General features: G+C 73.0%; 13 protein-coding genes. 9 read left to right on the top strand and 4 right to left on the bottom strand.

The window, feature by feature from the left end; genetic code table 11:
- Both AB0D01_RS30220 and AB0D01_RS30215 read left to right on the top strand, forming a co-directional pair.
- The coding region (locus AB0D01_RS30220) for a carbohydrate-binding protein (RefSeq protein ID WP_363060775.1) at window positions 1-369 on the top strand (369 nt) is incomplete at its 5' end.
- A gap of 140 nt (window positions 370-509) precedes the next feature.
- Entirely contained in the window at window positions 510-1,637 is a 1,128-nt protein-coding gene (locus AB0D01_RS30215; protein ID WP_363060773.1) for a C40 family peptidase, read from the top strand.
- Here the strand turns inward: AB0D01_RS30215 and AB0D01_RS30210 are convergent.
- Window positions 1,627-2,223: an SMI1/KNR4 family protein gene (locus AB0D01_RS30210; RefSeq protein WP_363060771.1), complete on the bottom strand. Its 597-nt coding sequence runs from the start codon at window positions 2,221-2,223 to the stop codon at window positions 1,627-1,629. The two genes, AB0D01_RS30215 and AB0D01_RS30210, sit on opposite strands and share 11 nt — an antisense overlap.
- A gap of 234 nt (window positions 2,224-2,457) precedes the next feature.
- Between AB0D01_RS30210 and AB0D01_RS30205 the strand changes: the two genes are divergently transcribed.
- Both AB0D01_RS30205 and AB0D01_RS30200 read left to right on the top strand, forming a co-directional pair.
- Window positions 2,458-3,009, top strand: a complete 552-nt coding sequence (locus AB0D01_RS30205; RefSeq protein ID WP_363060769.1) for a hypothetical protein — start codon at window positions 2,458-2,460, stop codon at window positions 3,007-3,009.
- 166 nt (window positions 3,010-3,175) lie between these two features.
- Window positions 3,176-4,639 carry a M1 family metallopeptidase gene (locus AB0D01_RS30200; RefSeq protein WP_363060767.1) on the top strand — a complete coding sequence of 488 codons (1,464 nt, stop codon included), beginning with the start codon at window positions 3,176-3,178 and terminating at the stop codon, window positions 4,637-4,639.
- A 66-nt stretch (window positions 4,640-4,705) separates the two neighbouring features.
- On the opposite strand, the gene AB0D01_RS30195 is transcribed toward AB0D01_RS30200, so the two are convergent.
- Complete coding sequence (locus AB0D01_RS30195; RefSeq protein ID WP_363060765.1) at window positions 4,706-5,398, bottom strand: peptidoglycan recognition family protein; 693 nt, start codon at window positions 5,396-5,398, stop codon at window positions 4,706-4,708.
- Between the two features lie 217 nt (window positions 5,399-5,615).
- Here AB0D01_RS30195 and AB0D01_RS30190 point away from each other — a divergent pair, with 217 nt between their 5' ends.
- Both AB0D01_RS30190 and AB0D01_RS30185 read left to right on the top strand, forming a co-directional pair.
- Window positions 5,616-6,197, top strand: coding sequence for a hypothetical protein (locus AB0D01_RS30190; protein WP_363060763.1), 582 nt, complete (start codon window positions 5,616-5,618; stop codon window positions 6,195-6,197).
- 128 nt (window positions 6,198-6,325) lie between these two features.
- Window positions 6,326-6,859 carry an EF-hand domain-containing protein gene (locus tag AB0D01_RS30185; protein ID WP_363060762.1) on the top strand — a complete coding sequence of 178 codons (534 nt, stop codon included), beginning with the start codon at window positions 6,326-6,328 and terminating at the stop codon, window positions 6,857-6,859.
- A gap of 61 nt (window positions 6,860-6,920) precedes the next feature.
- On the opposite strand, the gene AB0D01_RS30180 is transcribed toward AB0D01_RS30185, so the two are convergent.
- On the bottom strand, window positions 6,921-7,769 hold the full coding sequence (locus AB0D01_RS30180) for a MurR/RpiR family transcriptional regulator (RefSeq protein ID WP_363060760.1): 849 nt from the start codon (window positions 7,767-7,769) through the stop codon (window positions 6,921-6,923).
- A gap of 54 nt (window positions 7,770-7,823) precedes the next feature.
- On the opposite strand from AB0D01_RS30180, the gene AB0D01_RS30175 reads away from it, so the two are divergent.
- Entirely contained in the window at window positions 7,824-8,702 is an 879-nt protein-coding gene (locus AB0D01_RS30175) for a DMT family transporter (RefSeq protein WP_363060758.1), read from the top strand.
- Between the two features lie 17 nt (window positions 8,703-8,719).
- Here the strand turns inward: AB0D01_RS30175 and AB0D01_RS30170 are convergent, their stop codons facing one another.
- On the bottom strand, window positions 8,720-9,358 hold the full coding sequence (locus tag AB0D01_RS30170) for a PadR family transcriptional regulator (RefSeq protein WP_363060756.1): 639 nt from the start codon (window positions 9,356-9,358) through the stop codon (window positions 8,720-8,722).
- Between the two features lie 143 nt (window positions 9,359-9,501).
- Between AB0D01_RS30170 and AB0D01_RS30165 the strand changes: the two genes are divergently transcribed.
- On the top strand, window positions 9,502-10,443 hold the full coding sequence (locus AB0D01_RS30165) for an ATP-binding cassette domain-containing protein (protein ID WP_363060754.1): 942 nt from the start codon (window positions 9,502-9,504) through the stop codon (window positions 10,441-10,443).
- 74 nt (window positions 10,444-10,517) lie between these two features.
- Window positions 10,518-11,264: an ABC transporter permease gene (locus AB0D01_RS30160; RefSeq protein WP_363060787.1), complete on the top strand. Its 747-nt coding sequence runs from the start codon at window positions 10,518-10,520 to the stop codon at window positions 11,262-11,264.
- Window positions 11,265-11,315 lie beyond the last annotated feature (51 nt).

Genomic DNA, 11,315 nt, shown 5'->3' with positions numbered 1-11,315 from the left:
GTCAAACTCCAGGCACCCGGGCGCCGGGTGGTCACCACCCAGCTGTACTTCCCGGGCGAACCGCGCAACAACACCGACTCCCTCTTCGACAGCCGGCTGCTGATGAACGTCCGCCAGTCCGGACCCGGCCACGAAGGCACCTTCGACTTCGTCCTGGACGTGCCCCAGGACCCGACCACCCCGCCCACCACTCCCCCGCCGACGCCTTCGCCGACGACCCCGCCCACGGGCACCTGGACCCCCGGACGGGCGTACCGCGCCGGCGAAGGGGTGACGTACGCGGGATCCTCCTACCGGTGCCTCCAGGCACACACCGCGGTCGCGGGCTGGGAGCCGCCGAACGTGCCGGCGCTCTGGCAGCGCGGGTGAGGACCGCCCGGCCCGCACCCGACCGGGGCGGGCCGGGGCGTCCGTCGCCACCGGGAACCCACGCGCACCACCGCCCCCGGGGCCCGGGCCGGCCGGATCGGAGGGGTTCGCCGGGGCGCCGTCCTGGACAGGATCGACGCATGTATTCCGTGAAGACCGTCCTGGCGGCCACCGCCGCAGCGCTCCTCGCCCTCACCGCCCCGACCCTCACCGCTCCGGCCGTCGCCGCCCCCGCGGCGCCCGCCGCCGCGCCACGCTCCGCCTCGTCCGCCGCGCCACGCCCGTGCGAAGGCTCCCCGACCTGTTGGGTCGACGTGACGGTCGCCCAGGTCTGGGTCAGTCCCGACCAGGTCCGCCCGGTGGACGCTCCGGCGACCACCAACCCCGCCGACGTACGCGGCTGGCTGGCCGGCATGTCCCTGGACGAGCGGCGCGAGGTCGCCGGGGAGACCCAGGCCCTGCACGGCGTCCGGGTGACCGTCGACCGCAGCGAGTGGCGCGACGGTGTGCTCTGGGACCACGTGTGGGTGCACGGCCAGCCCACCCCCAGGGACCAGGCCGGGCGGGGCGCCTACCCCGGCTGGATCCCCGACCGGCAACTGACCTCGGAGCGGCGCCGCCCGCCCGCCGGCACGCACGAGGAACGGGTCGCCCGCACCACGGCCCGGGGCTTCTCCACCGCCCGGGCGGCGCTCGCCGGCGGCGGATCCGGGCAGATCGCCGAGTACTCGTACAACACCTCGTTCCCCGTGGAGGCCGGGCCGGTGCCCGGAGTCGTCACCGCGCACTCCACCGGCGGCGGCCGGGTGTACTTCCGGGCCGACGACCTGGCGAGGGTGCCGTCCACCCGCGGCGGCGCGGACGTGGTCGCCGCGGCACGCGCCTTCCTGGGCCTGCCCTACCTGTGGTCGGGCACCTCCGGATTCGGCTACGACTGCTCCGGTCTCACCAGCCAGGTCTACTCCGCGCTCGGCGTGACCATCCCCCGGGACGCCCAACCGCAGTTCGACGCGGGCGGCGTACAGGTCCCCGCGGGATCGGCCGCGGGGGTGCGGATCACCGGTACGGCGGACCTCCGCCCCGGTGACATCGTCGCCTTCCGCCCCGCGACCGGCACCGGGGTCACCCACGTCGGCATCTATTCGGGGACGCGGAACGGCGAACCCATGATGATCAATTCGCCTCGAACGGGCGACCCGGTCACGGAGGAGCCCATCGCCTCCAGCGGCCGCGTCTACGTCGGCGCCACCCGCTTCCTCACCCGCTGACCCGCGCACCGGGACCGTCCGCCGCGGTGCGGGCGCCGGCGGACGACAGTCGGGCCGCGGCCTGCTCCCAGGGTCGCGGTTCGGCCACGTCGTCCCGGTCGTACGCGTCCTCCTCGAACCAACCGGTTCCGGCCAGCCAGGTCTCCAGCCACTCCGCCAGGCCGACGGAGTCGAGGAACCAGCACCCGTCCCACGCTCCGCCGTCGTGGGCGTTCGGCTCGAAGAGGAGGACCCGGCCCCGGGGGTCGAGGCAGTCGACGCCCGCGTACATGCCGCAACCCCAGTGGAGGATCGGCACGACGCCTTCGGGCCACACCGGGTGCTCCGCCTCCGGCGACTCCGCGCGCGACGCGAGGTAGTCGGCGACGACGCCGCCCGGTCCCAGCAGCGGCAACAGGTGGTAATCGGGGCCGAATCCGCCGTCGGCGACCTCGCGGTAGAGGCGTCCGAGCAAGGGGTGCAGGGTGAGTCCCAGCAGGGACTGCGCCCGCGCGATCCGCTCGTCGTCCACGGGGGCCGGAAGGTTCCCGTTGTCGGCCGCCGCCCGGATGGCGACGCGTCGGAGGAGGTCGTCGAATTCGTTCATGGCGTGATGGTGCCAGGGCCCGCTGACACGTCGACGCGGTCGACGGGCCGGGCCCCCGCGCGGCGCGAGGCGGCCACGCCGGCCCGTCCCCTGACGCACCCTCCGCCGCGATCGTCCGAATCTGAGACGCGTGTGCAACTTTGACACGGATATGCCAACATGACGGCGCCCCTGCCGCACCGCGCCGCATCGCCGTGCCCCGGGGCTCCCCCTGTTCGCGAGGATCTCCCTGCCATGTCCGACTTTCAGCCCCAGCAGCCCTACGGTCAGCAGCCCCCGCAGTACCCCGCCCCGAAGCAGGGCATGAGCACCGGTACGAAGATCGCGCTGGGCTGCGGCATCCCCACGCTCCTCGGCCTGCTCGTCCTCGGCGGCTGCGCCCTCGTCGTGGGCAAGGCCGCCGACGAGGTCGGCAAGGAACTCGACAAGTCCTACGACTCCGCGCAGGTCGGCGGCGACGTGAAGGCCGGGCAGCCGGACATCACCAAGGACGCCCGGATCACCGCCTGTTCCGTGAAGACCGGCGACTACGACATCAAGGAGATGGAGGTGAAGGTGGAGTACACGAACAGCGGTGACCGCCGGTACTCCTACCTCGTCGAGGGCGAGATCCTGGTCAACGGCGCCAAGAAGGAGGACCTCACCTCGACGGCGCAGAACCTCTCCGCCGGTCAGACCTACACCGACGAGAACGCCGGCGCGCTGGGCTACAACGTCGCCAAGGACGCCAAGCCGTCCGACAAGATCGAGTGCAAGATCGTCAAGATCTCCCGCAACGCCCTCTGATCCGACCGCGATCGACGTCGCACCCCCGCCCCGTCGCACCCCTGCCCCGGCCGTCGGCCGGCCCGTGTTCGGCACCGGCCGGCGGGCGGGGCCGTGCCACCCGGAGGGGCCACGCGCACGGCGTGGCGGGAACGGGGCGCCCGGGGGCTGGGTCATGATCGGCCGCGTGAAGACTTCCGGACGTCTGACCGCCCTGGCGGTCGCGCTCCTGCTCGCCGCGCTGCCCGCGTGCTCGCGGTCCGGCGAACGCGCCGCCGGCGGTACGGGTGGGAGCGCCGGCCCACAGACCGCCCGGACGGGAGCCGCCGGCCCGGCGTTCCGGGGCGGGCACCCCGCGGCCGCGGGCGCCGGTGACCCGTACTTCCCCGAGCTCGGCAACGGCGGGTACGACGTGTCGCACTACGCCCTGACCCTGGCCTACGACCCCGACAGCGGCCGCCTCGAAGGGACCGCGGAGATCACCGCGAAGGCCACCGAGGACCTCAGCGCCTTCCACCTCGACCTGCTCGGCATGGAGGTGTCCGGCGCCACCGTCGACGGCCACGCGGCCCGGGTCGACCAGGACGGGCAGGAGCTGACGCTGTGGCCGCGCGACCACATCGGGAAGGGCGCCGCCTTCCGCGGCGTCGTGCGCTACGCGGGCACGCCGGAGTCGATCGTCCACGACCACGGGTGGCGCGAGGGCTGGCTGAGGACGGACCGGGGGGCGGTCGCGTTCGGTGAGCCGACGGGCTCGATGACCTGGTTCCCGGGCAACCACCACCCCTCGGACAAGGCCTCGTACGACATCACCGTCACGGTCCCCGAGGGACTCCAGGCGATCTCCAACGGACAGCTGCGCGCACGGCGCACGAGCGGCGACCGGGCCACGTTCCACTGGCACCAGGCCGAGCCCATGGCCAGTTACGTGGCGACCGTGGCCATCGGCAGCTACGACATCAAGACCTCGAAGACCCGCTCCGGCGTCCCGGTCCTGTCGGCGGTCGACACGACCGCGCGGGTGGACGAGGACGGAACGGTCCTCGGCCGGTTCCCCGAGATCATGGAGTGGGCCGAGGGCCGGTTCGGCCCCTACCCCTTCGCCACCGCCGGGCTGATCGTCGATCAGGCGGCCGGCATTCCGTACGCCCTGGAGACCCAGACGAGGCCGACCATTCCGGCGGACGCCTTCCACACCACCAACGTGGTGCACGAGATGGCCCACCAGTGGTTCGGCAACTCCGTCACCCCGCGGACCTGGCGGGACATGTGGCTCAACGAGGGGTTCGCGACCTACGCGGAGTGGCTGTGGACCGAGGACCACGGCGGTGCCACCGCCCAGGAGCACTTCGACCGCAACCACGCCAAGGCCGCCGACGACCACGCCTGGGACTTCCCGCCCGCCGAGCCGCCGAGCGCCTCGGACATCTCCCGCCAGCCCGTGTACGTACGGGGCGCGATGGTCCTCCACCGGGTCCGCCAGGCCGTCGGGGACGAGGGGTTCCGGGACCTGGTGCGGGGCTGGGCCCTGCGCCACCGCCACGGCCACGCCTCCACGAAGGACTTCACGGCGTACGCGGAGGCCAGGGCCGGCCGGGACCTCGACCCGATCTGGGACGCGTGGCTCCACGGCGACGGCAAACCCGCGTGACCGGGGCGGCGGGGCGTCCCGGCGGCGGTGGCGGCGGCGCGCGGCGGGGCGGGACGGGGCTGGGCGTCAGACCTTGACGCGCCGTCGGGCGGTCTCGACGAGCTCCATGTACCGGTCCCAGTCCCACACGGTGCCGGGGTCGTCGTGCGTGGACAGCGGGACCTCGACGTGGCCCAGGATGTGGTCGCGGTCGATCGGGACGTCGTACTTCGCGCAGATCGTGGCGGTGAGCACGGCGGAGGCCTCGTACATCTCGTCGGTGTAGACGGGCTGATCGGTCCAGCCCTCGTGTTCGATGCCGATGCTCCGGTGGTTGTACCAGACGCTTCCGGAGTGCCAGGCCACGTCGCGCTCGCGCACGCACTGGGCGATCCGCGTGCCGGTCGCGCTGATCACGTAGTGCGCGGACACCCTCTCCGCGGGGTCCTTGAACTTGGCGAACATGATCGGCATGATGTCCGTTGTGAGGTGGATGACGACGTATTGGATGGGATACTCCTCGGGACGCTCCGAGGCCGTGTAGTTGTACTCGGAGGCCTCGACCCAGACGGCGGGGGCGTAGTCCACCGAGGCGTCACCCTTGCGTTTCGCGGGCGGACCGGCGGCGCCGTCGGTCCTGCGTACGGGACCCGCGGGCGCGGCCTTCGTCTTCGCCTCGGGCACCATCAGCCGGGGCAACCCCACGGCGGCCAGCGCCGTACCCGCCGCGACGGCACCACCCCACACGAGCCGTCGGCGGCTAAGCGGGCTGTCTTCCATGGCCACTCCTCATGAGGTCGAGCAGGCGGGCAGGGGTCGACGCACCGCGCATCGTGACATCACGAAAGATGGCGGTTCGTCCCGTATTCCGATGCTTCACCAGTGCCCACATCCCGGCAAGCCGGTCCTCCACCACTCGGCGCACACCCGGTGACGGGCCGACGGGCCCCCGGCCCTCGGTGTCCTGAGGGAGTGTGACGGCAGATAGCGTGCGGGCATGGCGATGACGAAGCAGAGGGTCCTGTACCGGCAGGGCAGCGGGTTCTGGCGGATGACGGCGAAGTGGGCCGTGTTCTTCGGGGTCGTGTCCGTGCTCGACGGTGCGCTGATCCGGACCTGGGGCCACGCCGTGGTCTGGCCGATGATCGGGGTCGTCCTGTGGGCGCCGATCGGGGTGGGCGCCGTCTGGTACCCGCGCAAGGACCGGCAACTCGTGGTGACGCCGCGTGAACTGCGCATACGGCGCAGGCGGCTGCCGATGGAGGACGTGAACCTGCTGCACGTGGCGCGCCTGTGGCTGGAAGGGCGGTCGACGGCGGACGACCTGCCGGCATCGCGGTGGAACCGGTCCACCCGGGTGGTGTGGGTGCCGCTGAAGGACGGAGAGGCGTACGGCGTCGAGCTCGGCGACCCGGCGGCGTTCGCCAAGGTGTTCGGGGAGTTCGCGGTCGCGGCCTGCGGCGGGCCGGACGTCGTCCGGGCGCGGGCCGCCGCGGAGACCTACCCGGAGCCGCGCCCGAGGCTGCACCGGTCCACCGCCGACGGCTCCCGACGCGGCGCCCTGGACCTCTTCGACTGACGGCCGCCGGGCGCACGCCCGCGCGTGCGCCCGCCGCTGTGACCGAGGGCGTTTGACGCCCCGCCGGGCGGATCATCCTCCCTCCGGGGGAGACCACGGGAGCGCCACCGCACAGACAGGGACGCACGATGGCCAACGAGTTCCAGCGTCACAAGATCGACCGCGCGTTCCGCATGCTCGACGTCGACGGCGACGGTTTCCTGACGGAGGAGGACTTCGCGCTCCTCGCCCGGCGGTGGACGGAGCTGCGCACCGCGGGCGACCACGTGGTGCTGCGGGAGACGATGCTCGGCTGGTGGCGGACCCTGTCGGCCGCCGCCGACGGGGCGGACCGGGTGTCGCTCGACGACGTCCTGAACGTGGTCGACCTGCTGCCCACCATGCCCGAAGCCGTCCACGGCACCGCCGAGGCGATGTTCGCGGCCGTGGACGCCAACGGCGACGACGAGGTCGATCGGGGCGAGTACAAGCAGATGGTCGAGGCCTTCAGCGGCCGGAGCACGGACACCGACACCGCCTTCGACCGGCTCGACCTCGACGGGAACGGTCGCATCAGCCGGGAGGAGTTCCGCGCCGGCTGGTACGAGTTCTGGGCCGGTACCGACGAGTCCGCGCCCGGCGGGCTGCTCTTCGGCCCCGTCGAGGTGGACCGGACCGGCTGAGCCCGTCCCGGCCGGTTCGGGACGCCCGGCCGGGACGGGCGTAACGAGCCCGCCCGGCGGGTCAGTACGAGTGGTCGACCGTGACGTCGGCCGACAGCCGCAGCGCCGCTTCGGCCGGTTCCCCGCGCAACCCCAGCAGGGTGAGGGCGAGGGCGTCGATGACGGTGAGGTGGGCGAGCCGGCTGGCGACGGTCTCAAGCCCGAACACCAGGTCCTGGCCGCCCGCGACCAGTGTGAGGCCACCGGCCTCGCTGAGCGGCGAGCGGGCGTAGCTGGTGACGGCGACGACCCGGGCCCCTGCCCGCCGGGCCCGTCGGACGGCGTCCACGGTGCTGCGCGTGGCGCCCGTGTGGCTGATGGCCAGGCAGACGCCGGTCGAGGTCAGCTGCGAGGCGGCCAGCTGGGCGGTCAGCGGGTCGGCCGGTGCGTCGACCGCGCAGCCCAGCGCGCGCAGCCGGTACGCCGTGTCGAGCGCGACCGCGCCGGAGAGTCCCGCGCCGACGACCAGGACCCGGGGGGCGGCGTCGATCAGCTCGGCCGCCGCCCGCAGGTCCTGCGGGGTCACCGTGGCCGCGACCCCCTCCAGGGCCTCCCGTCCGGCGCGGATGGTGTCCGCCAGGGCGCGGGCGGCGGGGTCGCGGTCGCGGGAGGGTTGCGGTGCGGGTGCCTGCCGGGCGGCGGCGATCTTCAGCTCCTGGTAGCCGCGGAACCCCAACCGCTGGCAGGCCCGTACGACGGTGGACGGCGCGGTGCCGGCCAGCGCCGCGACGTCGCTGACGCTGAGCCGCACCAGCTCGGCGCCCTTGTCGAGGACGACCCGGGCCACGCGCGCCTCGGTGTCGCGCAGCTCGGACAGGTGGGCGCGGATGTGGGCGGCGAGCCCACCCGAAGGAGTGGAATCGATTTCCATGGGTTTACGCTAACAGGGAATCTCATTCCACCCTCCAGCCGTGGGGAGCGCCCCTTGCCCGTACACCTGTCGGCCGCGGCGGGCACCACCGCCGTGCCCGCCGTCGTCCTCGCCTCCGCGGTGCTGCACGCCGCCTGGAACGGCCTCACCCACGGCCTGCGCGACAAGCTCGCCGGTTTCACCCTGATCAGCCTCGCCTCCGCGGGCTGCGGAGCGGTGCTCGTCTGCTTCGCCCCGCTGCCCGCGCCGGCGGCCTGGCCCTACATCGCCGCCTCCGCCGCACTGCAGGTCACGTACCAGCTCCTGCTGCTGCGGGCCTACCAGCTCGGGGACTTCGGCCAGATGTACCCGACGGCGCGCGGCACCTCGCCCGTGGTGGTGGCCCTGGTGTCGACCACCCTGCTCGGCCACTCCCTGGCCGCCGGACAGGCCCTCGGCATCGCGGTGATCGCCTGCGGACTGGCCGGCCTCGCCCTCGCCGACGGGATCCCCGGCAGCGCCCAGGTGCCGGCGCTGGCCGCCGCGGTCGGCACCGGGGTGATGATCGCCTCGTACACCCTCGTCGACGGCAGCGGGGTCCGCGTCTCGGGCAGCGTCCTCGGCTACGTCGCGTGGCTGTTCCTGTGCCAGGGGCTGGTCCTGCCCCTCATCGCAGGGGCGCGCCGGGGCCGCGCCCTGTTCACCGCGCTGCGCCCGATGTGGGGCCGGGGTCTGGTGGGCGGGCTGCTCTCGCTCGTGGCGTACGGGCTCGTCGTGTGGGCGCAGTCGCGGGGCGACCTCGCCACCATCGCCGCCCTGCGCGAGACGAGCATCGTGTTCGGTGCCCTGATCGGCGCGGTGGTGTTCCGCGAGCGCCTCGGGCACCGGCGGATCACCGCGAGCGTCGCCGTCCTGGCGGGGATAGCGGTGCTCCAGCTGACGGGCGGCGTCTGAGGGGGGCCGCGCGGGGCCTAGCTCGGGTCCTCGGGGTGGGGGCCGGTGGCGTACGGGTTGGGTTCGCCTTCCGCGAGTACGCCGACGAAGGGCTCGCCCTCCCCCGCGAACGTGTAGGCACCGCTCTCGATGCGACCGATCAGGCCGCGGGTCCATTCCGCCTCGCTGTCGGCCGAGTGCACCCACATGTTCATGATCTCGCCGATGTGGCCGAGCTGTCCGGGGCCGTTCTCGGGGGTGTAGTACTCGGTGACCGAGGCCCGCCACTGCCCGAGGGCCGCGATGCGCCGCTCCAGGAGCGCGACGGCCTCCTCGCGCGGCAGGTCGACGATGAATCCGACGGCGGCAGAGAGCACGTCCATCTTCTGGTCGTACGAGGTCAGGGCCTGGCGCAGCAGCGTGAGGTACTCCTCGGTGCCCCGGTCGGTGATCTCGTACTCGACGCGGGGCGGGCCGCCGACGGTGCTCGGCGCGACCTCGTGGGCGAGGAGGAGGTCTTCCTTGGCCATCTGCTTGAGCGCGTGGTAGATCGAGCCCGGCTTGGCGTTGGACCACTCGTGCGCGCCCCAGAACTCCAGGTCGTTGCGGACCTGGTAGCCGTGCGCCCGCCCGTGCTGGCGGACCGCGCCGAGGACCAGCAACCGGATCGCGGACATGGGGTCTCCCTTCGAGGAACTGCGGCCCAGCCTACACAAATTTGACTAGTCTCCTCGGGTGACCCGGTAATCAAGTTTGACCAGAGGCTTCGCGTGCCCTACGGTGAGCCTCGTAGTCAAGTTTGACCACTGACGGAGGGGGCATGGTGACCTCGCACGATCCGGCGATCGCCGTCGAAGGAGTCCGCAAGAGGTACGGCTCCAAGCAGGCCCTCGACGGTCTCGATCTCACCGTCGGGGCCGGGACCGTCCAGGGGATCCTCGGCCCGAACGGAGCCGGCAAGACCACCGCCGTACGCATCATGTCCACGCTCCTGCGTCCCGACGAGGGGCGCGTCGAGGTGGCCGGCGTGAACGCGCTGACCCGGGCCGGCGAGGTGCGCACGCGGATCGGGCTGCTCGGGCAGAACGCCGCCGTGGACGAGGAACTCGGCGGCCGCCAGAACCTGGAGATGTTCGGGCGCCTGCACCACCTCGGGGCGCGCCGCGCGGGCGCGCGGGCCGACGAGCTCCTCGCCCGTTTCGGGCTCGCGGACACCGGCGACAAGGCCGTCCGACAGTACAGCGGCGGCATGCGGCGCAGGCTCGACCTCGCGGCGTCCCTGATCTCCCGGCCGCTCGTGCTCTTCCTGGACGAACCCACGACCGGGCTCGACCCGCGCGGTCGCACGGAGGTGTGGAACGCGGTGCGTTCCCTGGTCGGCGGCGGTACGACCGTCCTGCTGACCACGCAGTACCTGGAGGAGGCCGACCAACTGGCCGACCGGATCGCCGTGATCGACCACGGGAGGGTGATCGCGCAGGACACGCCCGACCGGCTCAAGTCCACGACGGGCGGCGACCGCATCGACGTGGTCCTGCGCGACGCCGCCCATCTGGCGCTCGCGGCATCCCTGTTGCCCGGTGGGGCGGTGGTCGACGAGGACCGGCGCCTGGTCAGCGCCCCCGTCACCGACCGGATGCGGGCCCTGACCGAGACCGTACGGGCGCTGACGGACGCCGGGATCGAGGCGCAGGACATCGCGGTGCGCCGGCCGACGCTCGACGAGGTCTTCATGCACCTGACGAAGGAGGACGCCGCGTGAGCGCGACCCACGTCGTGGACACCACGCCCGGCACGGGGACGAGGGTGGGCCGTGCCGCCGCCGACTGCTGGACGATGACCCGGCGGGAACTGGCGCACTGGGCCCGCCGACCCGTCCAGGTGGTCGTCGGCCTGGTCTTCCCCGTGATGATGCTGTTGATGTTCGGCTACCTGATCGGCGGAGGACGCGGTGTCGACGGGGACTTCACGGCCTACCTCGTCCCCGGCATGCTGACCATGACGATGGCCTTCGGCATCGAGGCGACGATGCTCGCGGTCACCCAGGACCTGGGCAAGGGGGTCATCGACCGGTTCCGCTCGATGCCGATGGCCTCGGGCGCGATCCTGGTCGGGCGGAGCGTCGCCGACATGCTCCAGTCGGCGGTCGGTCTGACCGTGATGATCGCCGTCGGGTACGCGATCGGCTGGCGATGGGAGGGCGGAGCCGCTTCCTTCCTGGGTGCGGTGGGCCTGCTGTTGCTGCTGCGGTTCGCGATGCTCTGGATCGGCATCCACCTGGCGATGGTCGCGGGCCGGCCCGAGATGGTCCAGGCGGTGCAGATCCTGGTCTGGCCGGTCGGCTTCCTCTCCAACGCCATCGCCTCGCCCGCGTCGATGCCCGCCTGGCTGGGCGCCGTCGTGGAGTGGAACCCGATGTCGGCGACGGCCACCGCGGTACGCGCGCTGTTCGGGAATCCGGGCACGGCCGGGGGATCATGGGCCGCCACCCACGCGGAACTCCTCGCGGTGGTCTGGCCGGTGGCCCTGATCGCGGTCTTCCTCCCGCTGGCGGTGAACCGGTTCCGCAACCTGAGCCGCTGACCGTGCCCCGCGACGCCCGCCCGGACCCGCGACGCCCGCCCGACTCCGACC

Source organism: Streptomyces sp. NPDC048606 (genome assembly GCF_040650855.1).
GTDB lineage: Bacteria > Actinomycetota > Actinomycetes > Streptomycetales > Streptomycetaceae > Streptomyces.
The sequence above is the reverse complement of the archived record's forward strand: the minus strand, read 5'-3'. Positions and strand labels throughout refer to the sequence as shown.